Genomic DNA, 20,108 nt, shown 5'->3' with positions numbered 1-20,108 from the left:
CGGGGGCCTCGGGCACTGAATTGGGATTGGTGTCGGGTTTAGTCTTGCGAGAGGCGCCAGTCCAGCCGTTCGCCGGCGCGGAAGGGCAGGACAGCGTTGCTGCCGCCGGCGTCCACCAGGTCGGGAACGGTAAAGCCGTCGCGCACCAGGGTGATGGTGTCCTCATTCGGTGCCAGACCGTGGAAGCGCGGGCCATTCAGGCTGGCGAAAGCCTCCAGCGCGTCCAGCTTGCCCTCCTCGTCGAAGACCTGGGCGTAAAGCTCTATGGCGCTGGCCGCCGTGTAGATGCCGGCGCAGCCGCAGCCTGATTCCTTGGCGCTGGTGGGGTGCGGCGCGCTGTCGGTGCCCAGGAAGAACCAGGGCTGGCCGGAGGTGGCGGCGCGGCGCAGGGCCAGGCGGTGCTTTTCCCGCTTGGCGATGGGCAGGCAGTAGAGGTGGGGACGGATGCCGCCCGCGAAGATGGACGACCGGTTGATCATCAGGTGATGGGCGGTGATGGTGCAGGCCAACCGCCCGCCGGCCCCGTGCGCCTCAACCACGGCCACCGCCTCCTCGGTTGTCGCGTGTTCCAGCACGATCTTCAGGGCCGGGTAGCGGTCCATCAGGGGCAGCAGCACGCGCTCGATGAACACGGCCTCGCGGTCGAAGATGTCGATGGCGGGGTCGGTCACCTCGCCATGGACCAGCAGGGGCATGCCGATGTCCTGCATGCGTGCCAGCACGCCGGCCACGTTGGCGAGGTCGGTGACGCCGTGGGCGGAATTGGTGGTGGCATGGGCGGGGTACAGCTTCACCGCCCGGAACAGCCCTTCCTCGTAGCCGGCGGCGATCTCATCGGCGCTGCTGCCATCGGTCAGGTAGGCGGTCATCAGCGGCTGGAAGCGGGCACCCCCATTCTCCGGCAAGGTGGCCAGGACTTCCTCGATCTCCGCCTTGTAGCGTTGGGCGGCGGCCCGGTCGGTCACCGGCGGCACCAGGTTGGGCATGATGATGGCCCGGCCCATCTGGCGGGCGGAGTGCGGCAGCACGGCGCGCAGCATGGCCCCGGTGCGGACGTGCAGGTGCCAATCGTCGGGGCGGCGCAGGGTCAGGCGGGCGGCGGGGGGCGCGCTCATGGGGCAGGGTCCGGCTTATGATGTCCGGGCGCCAGTGGTACGCGCTCAGGTGCCTGGGCTCAACCCCCCTGCGCCCGAGGTGTCGCGGATGGCCCATGCTTGGGACGCGCGACCCATGCCTGTGGCGCGCCACCGGGCAAATCGGGTATGAAGCCCGTCTTGTCCGTCTCTTAAATCCCGAGTTCGATCCCATGGCCCTGATCGCCCCCCGCACGCCGCCCGGCACGATGGAACTGCTGCCGTCCAAGCAGATCGCCTTCCAGCGCATGCTGGACACCATCCGGCGGGGCTATGAGCGCTTCGGCTTCCTGCAGATCGAAACCCCGGTGTTCGAGACTGTGGACGTGCTGCTGACCAAGTCGGGCGGCGAGACGGAAAAGCAGATCTATTTCGTGCAGTCGACCGGCGCCCTGGAACAGGCCAAGCGCCCGGACATCGCCCTGCGCTTCGACCTGACCGTGCCCACCGCCCGCTATGTGGCGGAGCATGAGCATGACCTGAGCTTCCCCTTCCGCCGCTATCAGATCCAGCGCGTCTATCGCGGCGAGCGGGCGCAGAAGGGCCGTTACCGTGAGTTCTACCAGTGCGACATCGACGTCATCGGCAAGGACAGCCTGTCCGTCGCCTATGACGCGGAGATGCCGGCCGTCATCTACACCGTGTTCCGCGACCTGGCGGCGGTGGGCATCGATGTCGGCCCCTTCCAGATCAACCTGTCCAACCGCAAGATCCTGCGCGGTTTCCTGGAAGGCCTGGGCCTGACCGAGGGCGAGGCGCAGGCCGCCGTGCTGCGTGAGATCGACAAGCTGCCCAAGGTGGGCGTGGACGCCGTGCGCGCCACCCTGACGGGGGAACAGGCGCTGTCGGCCGGGACGGCCGACGCCATCCTGGCCTTCGTTGGCATCGACGGCACCACCGATGAGATGCTGGCCAAGGCCAAGGAGTTGGCGGGAGCCAGCGCCACCGCGCAGGAAGGACTGGCGGAGCTGACCCAGGTGGTGACGGGCCTGCGCGCCCTGGGCGTGCCGGACAGCCACTTCCGCGTCAACTTCTCCATCACCCGCGGCCTGGATTACTACACCGGCACGGTGTACGAGACCTTCCTGACCGACTTCCCGCAGATGGGCAGCGTCTGCTCCGGCGGGCGCTATGACAACCTGGCCAGCCAGTACACCAAGAGCAAGCTGCCGGGCGTGGGCATCTCCATCGGCGCCACCCGCCTGTTCTACGTGCTGGACCAGGCCGGTTTGGTGAAGGACCAGACCAGCACCATCGACGTGCTGGTCACCCAATTCGCGCCCGAGCTGCTGCCCGACTACCTGGCCCTGGCGGGTGAGCTGCGCACCGCCGGCCTGAACGTCGAGGTGCATCTGGAGCCGGCAAAAATCGCCAAGCAGATGAAATATGCCGACCGCGCCGGCATTCCCGTGGTGCTGATGATGGGGCCGGATGAGAAGGCGGCGGGCACCGTCACGGTGAAGCGCCTGGCCAGCGGCGAGCAAGCGGCCGTGGCCCGCGCCGACCTGCCCGGCCACCTGTTGGCGTCGTTCGGTCGCGCCCGCTGACAGGCGTTCGGCACGGGACTTGCGTTAAGATTCGGGGCTGGGGAGGCAGCCGCGCCGGGATGAAACCGGCGCAGGCTACCCCCAACAGCAGGCGGCCCTTGATATCGCTTGATCACGGGCGGGTTAAGGCCGCTTAGTTCCAAGGGACGGTGGGTTCCCGTTGAGGGGGAGGCTTGCGCCGGATGGCCTGGACCGGGTCTGCGCTAGGGGGGTACCGCGTACGCGGGCGATGACGACCAGCACCGAGAACAGCTTGGGCGGGAGCCCCCTGGCGGGTATCGGCGGGCGAGGCGAGACCTTGGCCGCGCTGCGTCCGCCTGTGTCCCGCCTGTCGCCGGGGGCGAAGGCCGCCGATGCCGACGCCACGGGTCCCAAGGTTCGCCGCCGGGGCACGCCGCTGTGGGTGCGTATTCTGGGCTGGACCACCAGCCTGGCCATCATGGGGTGCATCGGGGGCGCGGCCTGGCTGGAGACGCAGACGTCCGGCTTCGAATCCGCGCTGCTGGCCCGGGTGGGCCGCGATCTGCGCTTCTCCGTCTATCCCGGCCCCACCACGGCCGTGCGCTACCCCACCGGCGGGCCGTATGACGAAAGGTTGGGCTATACCCAGATGCCCAGCTTCCTGGAGCGGCTGACCGCCGGCCCCTATCGCGTCACCGCCCAGGCGCGCATGTCGCCCACCCTGCTGGACTACTTGGACCTCAGCTTCTATCCGCCCTATGCGGAGAAGACCTCGGCCGGGCTGCAGGTGCTGGATCGCGGCGGTACGCTGCTGTACGGCGCCAGTTATCCGGAGCGGGTGTTCACCAGCTTCGCCTCCGTCCCGCCGCTGGTCGCCAACACCCTGCTGTTCATCGAGAACCGCAAGCTGCTGGACCCGGCGCATCCTTACCGCAACCCGGCGGTGGATTGGGACCGCTTCGGCCTGGCCCTGCTGCAAATCCCCTTGCAGGTCGTCAACCCCGGCGCCCAGCGCATCGGCGGCAGCACCCTGGCGACCCAGACGGAGAAGTATCGCCATTCCGCCGGCGGCCAGACGTCCGACGGGGTGGAGAAGCTGCGCCAGATGGCGTCGGCCAGCATGCGCGCCTACATGGATGGCGCGGACACGACCCAGACCCGCTACCGCATCCTGGTGGATTACCTGAACTCCACGCCCCTGTCGGCCCGGCCCGGCATCGGCGAGATCAACGGCCTGGGCGACGGCCTGTGGGCCTGGTACGGCACCGACTTCGCCACCGCCAACCAAATCCTGCGCGACCTGCCCCGGACGGAGGAGGATTTGGCGACCCAGGCGGTGGTCTACAAGCAGGTCCTCAGCCTGCTGCTGGCCCAGCGGCGCCCCTCCTTCTATCTGACCGCCAACCGCACGGCGCTGGACGCCCTGTGCAATGAGCATCTGCGCGTGCTGGAAAAGGCGGGTGTCATCCCGCCGGCGCTGGCCGACGCCGCGCAGAACTTCCATCTGCGCTTCCGGGAGGAGGCGCCGGACCCGCCCGATGTCTCCTATGTGGAGCAGAAGGCGGTCAACGCCATCCGCAACCGCCTCATCTCCATGCTGGGCGCCCATACGCTGTATCAGCTGGACCGCCTGGACCTCACCACCGACACGACGCTGGACCAGGCGGCCCAGGAACGGGTGACGGCGGTGCTGAAGCGTCTGTCCGATCCGGCGGCGACGGCGGAGTTGGGCCTGACCGGCGACCGGCTGCTGACCGGGGCCGACCCGGCCAAGGTGGTCTATTCCGTCACCCTGTATGAACGCGCGCCCCACGCCAACCTGGTGCGGGTGCAGGTCGACACCCTGGACCAGCCGCTGGACCTGAACGAGGGCGCGCGCCTGGATTTAGGCTCCACCGCCAAGCTGCGCACCCTGATCTCCTATCTCGAGATCATCGAGAAGCTGTATCGCGACTATCACCAGCGCGACGCCGCCGCGCTGCGCGACATCTCGGCCGCGGCGGACGACAACCTGACGCGCTGGGTGACCCAGACGCTGGCGGAAACCGGCGACCAGGGCCTGCCGGCCCTGCTGAACGCCGCCATGGAGCGCACCTATTCCGCCGGCACGGGTGAGCGCTTCTTCACCGGCGGCGGCCTGCACAGCTTCAACAACTTCGAAAAGTCGGACGACCACCGCATCCTGACGGTGTCGGAGGCGCTGCGCCGCTCGGTCAACCTGGTGTTCATCCGCCTGATGCGCGACGTGGTGAACCACTACATCGCCGAAGGGCCGGCGCGGAAGGACGACGTCCTGGACGATCCGCGCAACCCGGCGCGCCAGACCTATCTGGCCCAGTTCGCGGATCGGGAGGGCAGCACCTTCCTGAACCATTTCTGGGATGAGTATGGCGGCCTCAACCCCGACCAGGCGCTGGAGAAGCTGGCAGCCAAGGCCGGCACGCGGGAGGAGCGGCTGGCCGTCATCTACCGCTCCGTCCGGCCCAATTCGACGCCGGAGGATTTGGCCCGTTTCCTGGCGGCCCATGGCGCCACGGAGAATGAGACCCGGCCCGCCGGGGTGCGCGCCAACGCCAAGCCCCAGCCGCTGAAGCCCGCCACGGTGGCCGCCCTGTTCGAGAAGGCGGACCCGGAGAAGTGGACCCTGAACGACCGGGGCTACATGGCCGGCGTCCATCCGCTGGAATTGTGGTTGGTGGCCTACCTGCAGGAAAGCCCCAAGGCGCCCAAGCGCCAGATGCTGAAGGAAAGCAGCGGCTCGCGCCAGGAAAGCTATCAGTGGCTGTTCTCCACCCGCTACAAGCACGCGCAGGACACCCGCATCGGCATCGTCCTGGAAGAGCAGGCCTTCGGCCGCATCCATGCCGATTGGAAGCGCCTGGGTTATCCCTTCGAGGCGCTGGTGCCCTCCTACGCCACCGCCATCGGCAGCTCGGGCGACCGGCCGGGGGCGCTGGCCGACCTCATGGGCATCATCGTCAACGACGGCATCCGCCTGCCCACCGCGCGCATCACCCGCCTACACTTCGCCGCCGGCACGCCCTATGAGGCGACGGTGGGCCTGGATGACCGGCTGAAGGGGGAGCGCGTGCTGTCCCATGAGTTGGTGGACGTGGTGAAGGCCCACCTGCTGGACGTGGTGCAGAACGGCACGGCCCAGCGCGCCAAGGGCGCCTTCCACGACGCCGATGGCAACCCGTTGCCCCTGGGTGGCAAGACCGGCACGGGCGATCAGCGTTTCGACCGCTTCGGGCCGGGTGGCGTGCTGTTGGAATCGCGGGTGGTGAACCGCACGGCCACCTTCGTCTTCTATGCCGGCGACCGCTTCTTCGGCGTCATCACCGCCCATGTCCATGGGGCCCAGGCCGCCAACTACCACTTCACCAGCGCCCTGCCGGCCCAGTTGCTGCGCGTGCTGGCCCCGGCGCTGCAGCCCCTGATGCTGATGCCGCCGGACCAGGGCTGAGGCCAAACGGCCAGTGTTACAAGCGAGGCCGGCATCATTCATGATGCCGGGGGAGGCGACCGCCTCCGCCGGAGGTTTTCGGGGAGCGTAGCGGATCGGAAACCGAGGAAGCCAAGCCAGCGGATGCTGGCGCCCGGCGTTTGAGGGACGCGGAAAAGCCTACAGCCCGTTTTCTTCCAGGAAGTGGTCGACATCCTCCCACACCGCGCGGCGGATGGTGTCAGTCTCCATCATCAACTCGTGCCGGGCGCCGGGATACTGATGGAACCAGGCGTTGGGCAGGCGGCGGGCCAGGGCGCGCAGGGCGGGGGAGCGCACGATGCGGTCGGCGCCGGCCGCCAGGATCTGGATGGGCAGGTTCAGTCCCGACATGTCGCTGTGGCCCAGGTAATCCATGGACCGGAAGGCGGCCGACAGCCAGCCGTAGGTGACCCCGCCCAGGCATAGGTCCGGCTGGCGGCGGCAGGCGTCCAGGGCGACTTGAAAGCGGCGGGCGTCGCTGGTCAGGGTGTTGCCCTCGAACCGTTGGGCATCGGGATCGAAATCGCGCTGGCCGGCGGCGTAGGCCTCCGCCTTGCCTTGGCGGCAGGCCAGCTCGGCGATCAGCGTCGCCGCGCGGCCGGGCAGGGGGGCGGTGTTGACGCGCAGCATGGCGGCGCAGAGGATCAGCGCCTTCAGCCGCGGCACCTCCATCGCCGTGTCACAGTCCAACACATGGCGCAGCATGAGATGACCGCCCATGCTGTGGGCGAAGGCCACGACCGGCCCCGTGGGCGGGCACAAGGCCGCCATCACCGCATCCAAATCGTCCAGGTAGGTGGCGAAATCGTCGATGTGCCCCATGTGGCGATTGGCCAGGGCGCGCGTGGACAGGCCCTGGCCCCGCCAGTCGAAGGACACCACCCGCCAGCCCCGGGCGGCCCATTCGGCGGCCTGTTCAGCGTATTTTTCCAGGAACTCGCTACGGCCATTGACCAGGAGGCAGGTGCCGCGCCGGCCGCTGGTCTCGCCAGCCTGCCACGTCCCCAGGCGCAGCCGCGCCCCATCGGGACGCTCCAGGTAGGTGCAGGACCATCCGGGGGGGCCGACTTGTCCGTCCAACCGGCGGGTGTTTCGACTGCGGTGTCCATGACGGCGGCGATCCTGGCGCGGCTGGCTGTCGGCGGTGTCGTTTCCATTGTCAGGGCGATTCGGCGTGCCGGTCCACCCCCAACAAACACGATTATTATTTTGCGGTCGCTTGCCGGCGCGGCGCTATGAGCCCGCTCACATCAAACACCTAAGTTGGCATGCCCTGGGTCGGCATGCCTCCACCGCCAGGTTAACGATGGACGTTCCATCAAGGGGGCGCCAGTTTTCAGGGCGAATGGTTGTTCTTGAGGGTCGGCATCATGGAATCCCTGCACTGGCGACGGAACCTGTACGTCTGCCTGTTCGGATCCTTCACCACCATCGCGGGCCTCAGCCTGATATTGCCCTTCCTGCCCCTGTACGTGGAGCATCTGGGGGTGAGCGGGCATGCCGCCATCGTGCAATGGTCGGGTGTCGCCTATGGTGCCACCTTCTTCGGCGCTGGCGCCACGGCCCCCCTGTGGGGCCGGTTCGCCGACCGCTACGGCCGCAAGATCATCCTTATCCGCGCCAGTTTCGCCATGGCGGCGGCCATCGCCCTGACCGGCCTGGTGCGGGACGTCTACCAATTGGTGGCGTTGCGGCTGCTGGCCGGCCTGTTGGGGGGCTATGCCTCCGGTTCCATCGTGCTGGTGGCGACGCAGACGCCCAAGTCCCGGTCCGGCTGGGCCCTGGGTGTCCTGTCGACGGGCATCCTGGCCGGTAGCCTGGCGGGGCCGCTGATCGGCGGCGCCCTGCCGGGACTCATCGGCCTGCGGCAGACCTTCTTCGCCGCCGGCGGCGCCATCTTCCTGACCTTCATCGCCACCGCCACCCTGATCCGGGAGGAACCGCGGGCCAAGGTCGCCGGGCCCCGCCTTGCCGGCAGCCCGTGGCGCCAGATCCCCGACCGGCGGCCCGTGTACGCCATGCTGCTGACCGCCTGCATGCTGATGGTGGCCAATATGTCGATCGAGCCCATCATCACCGTCTATGTCGGCCAGATCGCCGCCCCCGGCAGCGATGTCGCCTTCCTGTCGGGGCTGGTCATGGCGGCCGGGGCGCTGGCCAGCATGCTGGCGGCACCCCGCGTGGGGCGGCTGACGGACCGGCTGGGGCCGCGCGCCGTGGTCATCGCCTGCCTGGCCGCCACCGGCGTGCTGATGATCCCCCAGGCCTTCGTCACCCATACCTGGCAGTTGATCGCCCTGCGTTTCCTGATGGGGCTGACCTTGGCCGGCCTGCTGCCGGCCATCACCACCCTGATCCGGCATGCCGTGCCCGACCGGGTGGCGGGCGCCATCCTGGGCTATTCCACCTCCGCCCAGTTCGCGGGGCAGGTGGCCGGGCCGCTGCTCGGCGGTTTCATCGGCGGCCATGTCGGCATGCGCGCCGTGTTCTTCGTCACCGCCGCGCTGCTGTTCGCCAGCGCCGCCCTGAACGCCATGCCGAGGGCCGGCGCGGGGCCGGCGCATGCGGCTTGAGGACAGGGTGCATGCGTGGGAAGGGCTTTGCACGGCGGGGCGTTAGCGCCTATATCCGGACGCATCGGACATCCGTCCGTTCCACGGCCCACCCAAGCCATGAAAAGCCGCCGGTCATGAAGCTACTGCGCCACTATGAGGATGCGCCCGCCGACGTGCGCGGGGCGGTGGTGGCTTTGGGCAATTTCGACGGCGTGCATCTGGGGCATCGCGCCGTCATTGGCCAAGCCCGGGCCTTGGCCAATGACCTGGGCCGCCCGGCCGCCGTCATGACGTTCGAGCCGCACCCGCGCAGCTTTTTCCGTCCCAACGACCCGCCCTTCCGCCTGACCCCCCTGCGCATCAAGACGCGCCTGGTCGCCGCGCTGGGCGTCGACGCCTTGGTGGTGCTGCACTTCGACGCCGCCCTGTCGGGCATGACGGCGGAGGAGTTCGTGGAGAAGGTGCTGGTCCAGGGCTTGGGCGTGCATCATGTCGTGGCGGGCTACGACTTCCTGTTCGGCCACAACCGGGGCGGGGACATGGACCTGCTGCGAGCCCTGGGCGGCCAGCACGGCTTCGGCGTGACCGAGGCGCGGCCGGTGGCCAACGGGGCGGGGGAGCCCTATTCCTCCACCGCCGCCCGCCGCCATCTGCAGGAAGGCCGCCCGCAGGAGGCGACCGCCATCCTGGGCCATCCCTTCGAGATCGAGGGCCGGGTCGAGCATGGCGACAAGCGCGGCCGCACCATCGGCTTCCCCACCGCCAACATCGAAATCCACGATTACCTGCGCCCCCAGTTCGGCGTCTATGCCGTGCGCGCCGGGGTGGACGAGGGGGCCGCCACCGTCTGGCATGACGGGGTGGCCAACCTGGGCCGCCGCCCCACCGTGGGCGGCACGGTCGAACGGCTGGAGGCCCACCTGTTCGATTTCGACGGCGACCTCTACGGCCGGCATGTCCGCGTCCAGGTGCTGGACTTCATTCGGCCGGAGATGAAGTTCGAGAGTTTCCAGGCGCTGAAGGACCAGATTGTCAGCGATGCGGATGAGGCGCGCCGCCGTCTGGCCGCCCTGCCCAAACCGTGAACCGGATCATCGCCGTGACGCCGGCCGGCCCCGTCCCATGCCGCTTGACCCGCCGGGGCCGGCTGCTAACATCCGCCCCCATGTTGATACCGCGCCAGATCAGGGTCATGGACCTGCGAATTATCGACCCGGTCTCCTGAGGGGGGCCGGGATTTGGGCGCGTTCATCCGCGTACCGCCACCGCCGACATTCCCGCCGGCCTTCCCCGGGACGCCCGCTTCCGCGCCCGGGCCAGGGAAGGCCGCCATCCGAACACCGGATTTCTGACCCGCCATGACCCGCGATCTTAAAGACACCGTTTTCCTGCCGCGCACCGATTTCCCCATGCGCGGCGGCCTGCCGAAGAAGGAGCCGGAGCTGCTGGCCCATTGGGCGGCCATCGACCTGTACGGCAAGCTGCGCCAGGATGGCGCGGACCGCGCGCCCTTCGTGCTGCATGACGGCCCGCCCTACGCCAACGGCAACATCCACATCGGCCACGCGGTCAACAAGATCCTGAAGGACGTGGTCATCCGCAGCCAGCAGATGCAGGGCCGCAACGCGGTCTACGTCCCTGGCTGGGACTGCCACGGCCTGCCCATCGAGTGGAAGATCGAGGAGAAGTACCGCAAGGCCGGCAAGGACAAGGACGAGGTGCCCGTCCTGCAGTTCCGGGCCGAATGCCGCAACTTCGCCGCCGAGTGGGTGGGCATCCAGGCCACCGAGTTCCGCCGCCTGGGTGTCGAGGGCGACTGGCAGAACCCCTACCTGACCATGGCGTACGACGCCGAATCCGCCATCGTGCGCGAGATCCACAAGTTCCTGCTGAACGGCGGCCTGTACAAGGGCGCCAAGCCCGTGATGTGGTCGGTGGTGGAGAAGACCGCCCTGGCCGAGGCGGAGGTCGAGTACCAGGACGTGACCTCGCCCATGATCTGGGTGCGATTCCCCGTGGTGACGGCGCCCACGCCCGTGCTGGCCGGCGCCTCGGTCGTCATCTGGACCACCACACCCTGGACCATGCCGGGCAACCGCGCCGTGGCCTATGGCGAGGACATCGCCTATGCCGTCTACACCGTGACGGAGGCCCAGGAAGGCTCGCTCGCCAAGGTGGGTGAGCGGCTCATCCTGGCCCAGTCCCTGGCCGAGGGGGTGGCGACGTCGGCCAAGGCGACGTTTGAGAAGGGCGCCGACGTCACCGCCGCCGACCTCAACGGCGCCATCCTGGCCCATCCCTTCCGCGGCCATCCGGAGGCCAACGGCGGCTATGACTACGCCGTGCCGCTGCTGCCGGGCGACCATGTCACGTCCGACGCCGGTACCGGCTTCGTCCACACCGCCCCCGGCCATGGCGCGGAGGACTTCGACCTTGGCCGCAAGTTCGGGCTGGAGGTGCCGCAGACCGTGGACGCGGACGGCAGCTACTACGCCCACGTGCCGCTGTTCGCCGGCGCCCGCGTCTACACGCCGGAGGGCAAGCCCGGCGACGCCAACGGCAAGTCCATCAGCACCCTGATCGCGCAAGGGGCGCTGCTGGCCAAGGGCAACCTGAAGCACAGCTACCCGCACAGCTGGCGTTCCAAGGCGCCGCTGATCTTCCGCACCACGCCGCAGTGGTTCATCTCCATGGACACCAACGACCTGCGGACGCGGGCGCTGGCGGCCATCGATGAGACGCAGTGGGTGCCGCCGCAGGGCCGCAACCGCATCTATTCCATGGTGGAAAGCCGCCCGGACTGGTGCATCAGCCGGCAGCGCGCCTGGGGCGTGCCCATCGCCCTGTTCCTGTCCAAGACGGACGGCCAGCCCCTGAAGGACGAGGGCGTGCTGAACCGCATCGCCAGCTTCTTCGAGACCGAGGGGGCGGACGCCTGGTACAGCCGGCCCGCCGCCGACTTCCTGGGCCCGGACTATGACCCCGCCGATTACGACCAGGTGTTCGACATCGTCGACGTCTGGTTCGAATCGGGCTCTACCCACGCCTTCGTGCTGGAACGGCGCAACGACCTGTCGTCACCCGCCGACCTCTACCTGGAAGGGTCGGACCAGCATCGCGGCTGGTTCCATTCCTCGCTGCTGGAAAGCTGCGGCACCCGGGGCCGCGCGCCCTTCAAGGCGGTGCTGACCCACGGCTTCGCCCTGGACGAGCAGGGCCGCAAGATGTCCAAGTCCCTGGGCAACGTGGTGGCGCCGCAGCAGGTGATGGAGGAATACGGCGCCGACATCCTGCGCCTGTGGGTCGTGGGCTCCGACTATTCGGAGGACCTGAAGGTCGGCAAGGAGATCCTGAAGAGCAACGCCGACCTCTATCGCCGCCTGCGCAACACCCTGCGCTATCTGCTGGGCGCCCTGGCGGACTTCACGGAGGCGGAGCGGGTGGCGCCGGCGGCCATGCCGGACCTGGAGCGCTGGGTGCTGCACCGCCTGGCGGAGATGGACGGCATCGTGCGCCAGTCCACCAAGGAATACGACCTGCACCGCCTGATCACCGAGCTGCATAACTTCTGCGCGGTGGACCTGTCGGCCTTCTACTTCGACGTCCGCAAGGACAGCCTGTACTGCGACGCGCCGACCAGCGACCGCCGCCGCGCCGTGCGCACGGTGCTGGAGCAGCTGTTCCTCACGTTGACCGCCTGGCTGGCCCCCATCCTGTGCTTCACCACCGAGGAAGCTTGGCTGGCCTTCCGCGCCGAGGGTGACGACGCCCGCCGCGCCGCGCTGCCGGAAAGCGTGCATCTGCGCCAGTTCCCGGACATTCCGGCCGGCTGGCGTGACGACGCCCTGGCCGCCCGCTGGGCGGTGGTGCGTGACCTGCGCCGCGTGGTCACCGGCGCTCTGGAACTGAAGCGCGCCGACAAGACCATCGGCTCCTCCCTGCAGGCACACCCCACGGTGCATGTGCAGCCGGAGCATCAGGCGGCCCTGGCCGGCCTGGATCTGGCGGAGATCAGCATCACCTCCGGCATCACCGTGACCCTGGAGCCCGCGCCGGAAGGCGCCTTCGCCCTGGCCGACGTGGCCGGCGTGGGCGTGGTGTTCGGCGCCGCCGAGGGCGAGAAGTGCGAGCGCTGCTGGCGCATCCTGCCGGAGGTGCCGGCGGCGGCGGAGGGGACGGAGCAATTGTGCCATCGCTGCGATGACGCCGTTGGTCCTGCCGAAGGTTCCCACGCATGAGCATGCTGGCCCGTGTTCTGGGGCGTTTCGGCGTTCCTGGCCTGGTGGCGGCGGCCCTGGTCCTGGCCGCCGACCAGGCCAGCAAGGCCGCCATCCTGAGCCGCTTCGCCGAGGCGGGCGACGGCGTCACCCTGCTGCCCTTCTTCAACCTGGTGCTGGTCTGGAACCACGGCGTCAGCTTCGGCCTGTTTAATCAGGGCGGCGCGACGGGCACCGTCATGTTGATCGTGTTAGCCCTGGTCATCACCGCCGCCATGGCGGTGTGGATGCGGCGCGCGGCCCGCCTGGTCGAGGCGGTCTGCGCCGGCATGGTGATCGGCGGGGCGTTGGGGAACGTGATCGACCGGCTGCGCCTGGGCGCCGTCGTTGATTTTCTGGACTTCCACATCGCGGCATGGCATTGGCCGGCATTCAACGTCGCCGACAGCGGCATCGTGGTCGGGATGCTGGTGCTGGTCGTGGATGGGCTGTTCGTCAGGCCCGCGACGCGGTAGGGTGTCGCCGGCATGGGGAATGCCGGCAGGGTAACGCCAGTGGGGTAACGCCCATTGGGTGACGCCGGTTGGGGAACGGTGGGGTTCTCCGCAGGTGGGTTCCCGAAGTGGGTTAGGGTCAGGTTCACGGGGTCCCGGGGTCCGGGGCCTACATTCGACGGACGAGGATATGGGCGAGAATTCTAAGGTGTTTAGCGCGCGGCTGATGCTCGCGGCGGCCGGTTTGGCAGCCCTGACGGGGTGTGACAGCCTGGACTACCTGTTCGGCGGGTCGCGGCCGACGCCGGACGAGTTCCGGGTGCTGGCGCGCGCGCCCCTGGAGGTGCCGCCCGATTTCAACCTGCGTCCGCCGCAGCCGGGCAGCCCGCGCCCGCAGGAGATCGTTAAGGAGACGCGGGCCACCAGCACCGTCTTCGGCGCCGCCACCACCGAGGCGACGGCCGTGGCCTCCGCCACCGCCAACCAGAGCAAGGGCGAGGCCGCCCTCGTGGCCAAGGCCGGCGGCGACCAGGCCGACCCGCAGATCCGCAAGATCATCGACAAGGAATGGCCGGGCACCGTGGTCGGCGACCGTGGTTTCCTGGACAGCCTGATGTTTTGGAAGGGTGACGACAAGCCGTCGGCGAACGCCCCGACGGTGCAGCGCGACAGCAGCTCCGCCGGCGCCCACTGACGGTTTGCCCACTGCGAAGAAAGGCCCGGACGGGATGCCCTCCCGCCGGGCCTTTTGTCGTTGGTGGGGTAGTGGGCGGGCAAGACCTTGCTTCATGCGTTGCGGTTTGCAAGCCCTGGTTCATGTCCTGTTATCGGCGAGTCGGTCGCGCCTGGCGTGGGCACACTTTTCCAGCCGCCCCTGACGCCCCGCCCGCTGGCATGCGGGTTGCTGTTGGAGTCCTGACAGTGATGCAGGCTCCGGGGGCTTCCGATGACGTTCACGTTTGACGATTTCAAGGCGCGTTTCTTCCAGGCCGGCCCCCTGGCGGGTCGGACCGCCCCGGAACCCCCGGCGGCCGTGGCCTTGCAGGACAATCCGCTGCCCAACGGCTTGGGCGATCGCCGCCGGGCCGCCCGCCCCAGCGCGGGTGCCGACAGCCTCGACGGCCTTCCCATCTCGGCAATTCTTGCCGCCATCAAGGCAGATCCTGCCGCCCTCCACCGCCGCCGCGCCGTGCTGGAGGGGGAAATCCGTTCCGTGTGGTCCACCCTGCAGGAACTGGTGCGGGAGTATCGCGCCCTGGGCGATGACGCCATCCTGCCCCAGGATGTCAGTCCCACCTTGCCCGCCAAGGCCACCAAGGCCTCTAACGGCCTGCCAAAGGAAATGGCGGCCCTGGGCGATGCCATCGGCCTGTCCCTGAGTGTCCTGCCCGCCGCCGCGTCCGCACCGGCCCCCGTGCCGGTGGCGGTGGACCAGGGCGGCCTGTTCGCCGTGGATGACGATGTTCCGGTGGCCAAGGCGGAGGCGGTGCGCCTGCCCCGGTCCCGGGCGATGGTGCGGCCCGCCCGTCGCCAGGCGCGCTGATCAACCCCAGCGGGTCAGCGTCCGCCCACGTGGACGTCGCCGCTGCCGCTGTGCGCCTGGTCCAGCCGGCCGGTCACCTGGTCGATCGTGACATCACCGCTGCCACTCAGCGACAGGGTGGCATCGGTGACCTTGACGTGCAGCACCTGGTCGCCGCTGCCGCTGATGGCGGACGACAGGGTACCGATCTCCCCACCGTCGATGGTGATGTCGCCGTTGCCTGACTGCTTCAGTTGGGCGGTGGGGGCCGACACGGCGTGGATGGTCAGGGTGCCTGACCCGCCGAGATGGGCCGACAGGGCCCCTTGCACCTTCGCCGCCGTCAGGTCGCCCGAGCCGTCGATGCTCAGGCGCAGGTCCTGCACCGCCGGCAGGACGACGTTGCCCGATCCGCTGAGCTTGGCCTGGGTGATGCCGCCGCCACCCCCGCCGATGGTGATGGTGCCGCTGCCGCTGCTTTCCAGGTCGGTGGAGGGGCCGGCCATCTGGATGACGCCGACATTGCCCGAACCGGACACGCGCACCGTCAGCGCGCCCTCCAGGCGGTCGACCTGGGTGTCGCCCGACCCATGGATGCGCAGCTGGGCGCCGCCCGTCACCCGGTCGACCTTGAAATCACCCGAGCCGTCCAGCGTCAGCCCCAGGGCGCCGAAGCCGCCATTGGCCTGGTAGTCGGTGGACCCGCCCTCCTGCACCTCCAGCGGGATGCCGACGGGCACGGTGATGGCGATGCGCAACGTCGGCTGCCAGCGCGCCCAATCCTCCCCCTCGCGGTAGCAGCGGCGACCGCTGATGCCCAACTGGGCCGTCTGGCCGCCGCTGGCCGTCAGCTGGTCCAGTTCCTTGGGGTCATCCGCCGTGGCCCGGATGCGCACGTCCTGCGCGCCGGATGACGCGGTGATGTCCACCGCGCGGGCGCAGGGGGTGGTGATCCGCAGGGTTTGCCCTTGCAGCGTCCAGCTGTGTTCCCCCGCCCAGGCACCGGCGGCGGTGAGTGTCGCCACCGAGAGGGGCAAGGCGAGGGCGATATGATGAAGACGGGACATGGCGGCGCACTCGTCCAAGGTTGCGGCATTATCCCCATTGTCGCCCCGCGGCGGCGGCGATCAAGGGCCCAGGGGGCGATGGAACCGATCCGGGCCGCCGGTTTGTGCCAAGTGGCCCCATTCGCTCGGACCTGCGCCGCCGCGCCCGCCCGTTAACGTCAAAAACGGGGACAAAATCGCGTCAAACGGATGAAATTTCCCTCCGAACCGCTGCTTAACCCCCGGCAACCGTGCTAAACCCCTGGGGCTTTCCAGGGGCGGGATAATGGGATCCGGATGCCCCTGGCCACAGGTCAGGAGAGAACGATGTCAGCCACGCAGACCCCCACCCCGGACACGCCCCTGGTTCAGTCCCCGGCTTGGGCGGCGCTGGCCCGGCATCGCCAGGCGCTGGACGGCGTGCACATGCGCGACCTGTTCGCCGCCGACCCGGAACGCTTCGACAAATACTCCCTGAAGCTGGGCACCCTGCTGCTGGACTATTCCAAGAACCGGCTGACGGACGAGACCCTGCCCCTGCTGCTGGACTTCGCCCGCGCCCGCGACCTGGAAGGCTGGCGCGAGGCCATGTTCGCCGGTGCCGCCATCAACCTGACGGAAGGCCGCGCCGTGCTGCACACCGCGCTGCGCCAGCCCAAGGGCGCCACGGTGCTGGTCGATGGCCGCAATGTGGTGCCCGACGTGCACGCCGTGCTGGACCGCATGGGTGCCTTCGCCACCGCCGTGCGCGATGGGGCGTGGCGCGGCTGGACCGGGCAGCCCATCACCGACATCGTCAACATCGGCATCGGCGGTTCCGACCTGGGCCCCGTCATGGTGACCCAGGCGCTGACCCCCTATCACCACCCGCATCTGCAGGCCCATTTCGTCTCCAACGTCGATGGCACCCATATCGCCGAGGTGCTGAAGAAGGTGGATGCCGAGACGACGCTGTTCATCATCGCCTCCAAGACCTTCACCACGCAGGAGACGCTGGCCAACGCCCACACGGCGCGCGATTGGCTGCTGGCCCAGGGGGCGCCGGCGGACGCGGTGGCCAAGCACTTCGTGGCCGTGTCGACCAACGCCAAGGAGGTGGCGGCCTTCGGCATCGACACCGACAACATGTTCGGCTTCTGGGATTGGGTGGGCGGCCGCTACAGCCTGTGGTCGGCCATCGGCCTGCCCATCCTGCTGATGATCGGCCCCGACCGCTTCGCCGAGCTGCTGGCCGGCGCCCACGCGATGGACGAGCATTTCCGCACCGCCCCGCTGGACGCCAACATGCCCGTGCTGATGGGCCTGATCGGCCTGTGGTACGTGAATTTCTGGGACGCCCAGTCCTACGCCGTGCTGCCCTATGACCAGTATCTGGCCCGCCTGCCGGCCTACCTGCAGCAGGCGGACATGGAGAGCAACGGCAAGGGTGTCGACCGCGACGGCCGCCCGGTGGACTACGCCACCGGCCCGGTGCTGTTCGGCGAGCCCGGCACCAACGGCCAGCACGCCTTCTACCAGCTGATCCACCAGGGCACGCCGCTGATCCCGGCGGATTTCCTGGCGCCCATCGAGACGCATAACCCGGTGGGCCGTCACCACACCCTGCTGCTGGCCAACTTCCTGGCCCAGACCGAGGCCCTGCTGCTGGGCAAGACCGAGGATGAGGCGCGGGCCGAGTTGGCCGCCCAGGGCCTGGATGGCGAGGAGCTGGAGGCCCTGGTGCCGCACAAGGTGTTCACCGGCAACCGCCCAACCAACACCCTGCTATTCCAGAAGCTGGACCCGCACACCCTGGGCATGCTGATCGCGCTTTATGAGCACAAGATCTTCGTGCAGGGCATCCTGTGGAACCTGAACTCCTTCGACCAGTGGGGCGTGGAGCTGGGCAAGCAGTTGGCCAAGGCCATCCTGCCGGAGCTGGAGGGCGGGTCGCGCCGGGGCCATGACTGCTCCACCGCCGGCCTCATCCGCGTGGTGCGCGAGGGCCTGCGCTGACCGCCGCACGGGAAGGCTGGGCATGCCCCTGCGGGGTGCCCGGCTTTCCCGTGGCGCTTTGCGTCGGTGTCTCCGCCCGCTAGACTGACGCCATCATGCCCATCCGTCTTCTGCCTGAAACCCTGGTCAACCGCATCGCCGCCGGCGAGGTGGTGGAGCGTCCCGCCGCCGCCGTGAAGGAGCTGGTGGAGAACGCGCTGGACGCCGGCGCGCGGCGTATCGACGTCACCCTGCGCGATGGCGGCAAGGCGCTGATCCAGGTGGTGGATGACGGCGGCGGCATGGCGGCGGAGGAGCTGTCGCTGGCGGTGGAGCGCCACGCCACCTCCAAGCTGCCGGGCGACGACCTGCTGAACATCCACACCCTGGGCTTCCGGGGGGAGGCGCTGCCCTCCATCGGCGCCGTCAGCCGCCTGACCATCACCAGCCGCCAGCCGGGCAGCGACAGCGCCTGGGCCCTGACGGTGGAGGGCGGGGCCAAGGGCCACCCAGTGCCGGCGGCCTACCCGGTGGGCACCCGCATCGAGGTGCGCGACCTGTTCTACGCCACCCCGGCGCGCCTGAAGTTCCTGAAGACCACGCGGACGGAGACGGACCACGCTGTCGACGTGGTGCAACGCCTGGCCATGGCCCATCCCGAGGTCGCCTTCACCGTGGCGGACGAGGGGCGCACGCCCCTGCGCCTGCCGGCCCAGACCGGCACGCTGCCGTCGGGTGTTTTGGGGGGCGAGGATCCGCTGCTGGCCCGCCTGGGCGCCATCATGGGGCGGGAGTTCCAGGAGAACGCCTTGCCCATTGACGCAAGGCGCGAGGGCGTGCGGCTGTACGGCCATATCGGCCTGCCCACCCTGAACAAGAACACGGCCGCCGGCCAATACCTGTTCGTGAACGGCCGGCCGGTGCGCGACAAGCTGCTGCTGGGCGCCGTGCGCGGCGCCTATGCCGACTTCCTGGCCCGCGACCGCCATCCCCTGCTGGCCCTGTTCCTGGACATCCCGTGCGAGGATGTGGACGTTAACGTCCATCCCGCCAAGACCGAGGTGCGCTTCCGCGACCAGGGTCTGGTGCGCGGCCTGATCGTGGGCGCGCTGAAGCACGCCCTGGCTGGCGCCGGCCACCGCGCCTCCACCACCGTGGGCCAGGCGGCCCTGGCCAGCCTGCGGCCCGAGGGGGCCAAACCCATCCCCCAGACCGCCTTCCAATGGCAGCCGCAGCCCCATGCCGGCGGCGGCACCTGGCCCGGCATCACCCGGCCGACGGCGGGCCAGGTCGAGGCCGCGCGCGCCTTCCAGGCGCCGGTGGCGGCCTGGGAGGGGCCCAGGGGGGAAGGGCCCGGGGGAGAAGGAGCAAGCGGGGAAGCGTCCGCCCCCGCCGTCTTGGCGGAGGCGCCCGCCTATGCGGATGCGGCCCCCGGCCCGTTCTCGCCAGGGTTGGCGACGGCCGTCGCGGCGATGGCGCGGACGCCGGCCGGCGATGTGCCCGATTTCCCCCTGGGCATCGCCCGCGCCCAGATCCACCAGACCTACATCGTCGCCCAGACCCGCGACGGCATGGTCATCGTCGACCAGCACGCGGCGCATGAGCGCCTGGTCTATGAGCGCATCAAGCAGTCCATGGTGGCCCAGGGCGTGAAGCGGCAGATGCTGCTGATCCCCGAGGTGGTGGAGCTGGAGGAGGCTGCGGCCAGCCGCCTGGCCGAACGCTCCGACGAACTGGCGGAGCTGGGTCTGTGCCTGGAATCCTTCGGCACCGGGGCCGTAGTGGTGCGGGAGATCCCGGCGCTGCTGGGCGCCAAGGCCGACATCAAGGCCCTGGTCACCGACATCGCCGATGAGCTGGCGGAGCTGGGCGACCAGCACGCGCTGAAGGAGCGGCTGGAGGAGGTGTGCTCCTCCATGGCCTGTCACGGCTCCGTCCGGGCGGGCCGGGTGTTGACGCTGGGCGAGATGGACGCCCTGTTGCGCGAGATGGAGGCCACGCCCCACAGCGGCCAGTGCAACCACGGCCGCCCCACCTATGTGGAGCTGAAGCTGGCGGACATCGAGCGGCTGTTCGGGCGGCGGTGACGGCCGCGCATCGCGTCGCGCAGACCCTGCCATATCCTGATGTTTACGTTGTAATCATCTGCGTCCATGATTACAGTGTAAACAC

Annotated in this window: 13 protein-coding genes; 10 read left to right on the top strand and 3 right to left on the bottom strand. The window is 69.3% G+C overall.

From position 1 onward, the window contains the following. Positions 1-38: 38 nt before the first annotated feature. Complete coding sequence (gene pyrC / locus ULB03_RS03640) at positions 39-1,115, bottom strand: dihydroorotase (protein WP_322481930.1); 1,077 nt, start codon at positions 1,113-1,115, stop codon at positions 39-41. Between the two features lie 191 nt (positions 1,116-1,306). Here pyrC and hisS point away from each other — a divergent pair, with 191 nt between their 5' ends. Further along, the gene (gene hisS, locus ULB03_RS03635; protein ID WP_322481929.1) at positions 1,307-2,680 is read left to right on the top strand and encodes a histidine--tRNA ligase; all 1,374 of its coding nucleotides are present in this window, start codon (positions 1,307-1,309) and stop codon (positions 2,678-2,680) included. A 229-nt stretch (positions 2,681-2,909) separates the two neighbouring features. Beyond that, entirely contained in the window at positions 2,910-6,107 is a 3,198-nt protein-coding gene (locus ULB03_RS03630; protein ID WP_322481928.1) for a transglycosylase domain-containing protein, read from the top strand. Positions 6,108-6,266: 159 nt separating this feature from the next. On the opposite strand, the gene ULB03_RS03625 is transcribed toward ULB03_RS03630, so the two are convergent. Further along, on the bottom strand, positions 6,267-7,208 hold the full coding sequence (locus ULB03_RS03625) for an alpha/beta hydrolase (RefSeq protein WP_322481927.1): 942 nt from the start codon (positions 7,206-7,208) through the stop codon (positions 6,267-6,269). Positions 7,209-7,498: 290 nt separating this feature from the next. On the opposite strand from ULB03_RS03625, the gene ULB03_RS03620 reads away from it, so the two are divergent. The 6 genes from ULB03_RS03620 (at position 7,499) to ULB03_RS03595 (ending at position 14,937) form a co-directional block, all read left to right on the top strand. Then, a complete protein-coding gene (locus ULB03_RS03620) occupies positions 7,499-8,701 on the top strand; it encodes an MFS transporter (protein WP_322481926.1) in 1,203 nt (400 codons plus the stop codon). Between the two features lie 116 nt (positions 8,702-8,817). Next, positions 8,818-9,768: a bifunctional riboflavin kinase/FAD synthetase gene (locus tag ULB03_RS03615; protein ID WP_322481925.1), complete on the top strand. Its 951-nt coding sequence runs from the start codon at positions 8,818-8,820 to the stop codon at positions 9,766-9,768. A 273-nt stretch (positions 9,769-10,041) separates the two neighbouring features. Continuing rightward, entirely contained in the window at positions 10,042-12,921 is a 2,880-nt protein-coding gene (gene ileS / locus ULB03_RS03610) for an isoleucine--tRNA ligase (protein WP_322481924.1), read from the top strand. Next, entirely contained in the window at positions 12,918-13,415 is a 498-nt protein-coding gene (gene lspA, locus ULB03_RS03605; RefSeq protein WP_322481923.1) for a signal peptidase II, read from the top strand. Before ileS ends, lspA begins: the two co-directional genes overlap by 4 nt. A 169-nt stretch (positions 13,416-13,584) precedes the next feature. Next, positions 13,585-14,088 carry a DUF3035 domain-containing protein gene (locus tag ULB03_RS03600; RefSeq protein WP_322481922.1) on the top strand — a complete coding sequence of 168 codons (504 nt, stop codon included), beginning with the start codon at positions 13,585-13,587 and terminating at the stop codon, positions 14,086-14,088. Positions 14,089-14,340: 252 nt separating this feature from the next. Further along, the gene (locus tag ULB03_RS03595) at positions 14,341-14,937 is read left to right on the top strand and encodes a hypothetical protein (RefSeq protein ID WP_322481921.1); all 597 of its coding nucleotides are present in this window, start codon (positions 14,341-14,343) and stop codon (positions 14,935-14,937) included. 14 nt (positions 14,938-14,951) lie between these two features. Here ULB03_RS03595 and ULB03_RS03590 read toward each other — a convergent pair whose 3' ends face one another. Next, positions 14,952-15,983, bottom strand: coding sequence for a GIN domain-containing protein (locus tag ULB03_RS03590; protein WP_322481920.1), 1,032 nt, complete (start codon positions 15,981-15,983; stop codon positions 14,952-14,954). Positions 15,984-16,289: 306 nt separating this feature from the next. Here ULB03_RS03590 and pgi point away from each other — a divergent pair, with 306 nt between their 5' ends. Together pgi and mutL are read left to right on the top strand one after the other, a co-directional pair. Then, the gene (pgi, locus tag ULB03_RS03585) at positions 16,290-17,957 is read left to right on the top strand and encodes a glucose-6-phosphate isomerase (protein ID WP_322481919.1); all 1,668 of its coding nucleotides are present in this window, start codon (positions 16,290-16,292) and stop codon (positions 17,955-17,957) included. 95 nt (positions 17,958-18,052) lie between these two features. Further along, positions 18,053-20,023: a DNA mismatch repair endonuclease MutL gene (gene mutL / locus ULB03_RS03580; RefSeq protein ID WP_322481918.1), complete on the top strand. Its 1,971-nt coding sequence runs from the start codon at positions 18,053-18,055 to the stop codon at positions 20,021-20,023. Positions 20,024-20,108: the final 85 nt, after the last annotated feature.

The sequence above is a fragment of the Nitrospirillum goiasense genome (assembly GCF_034427435.1).
Lineage (GTDB): Bacteria > Pseudomonadota > Alphaproteobacteria > Azospirillales > Azospirillaceae > Nitrospirillum.
This window is presented reverse-complemented; position numbering and strand designations above follow the sequence as displayed.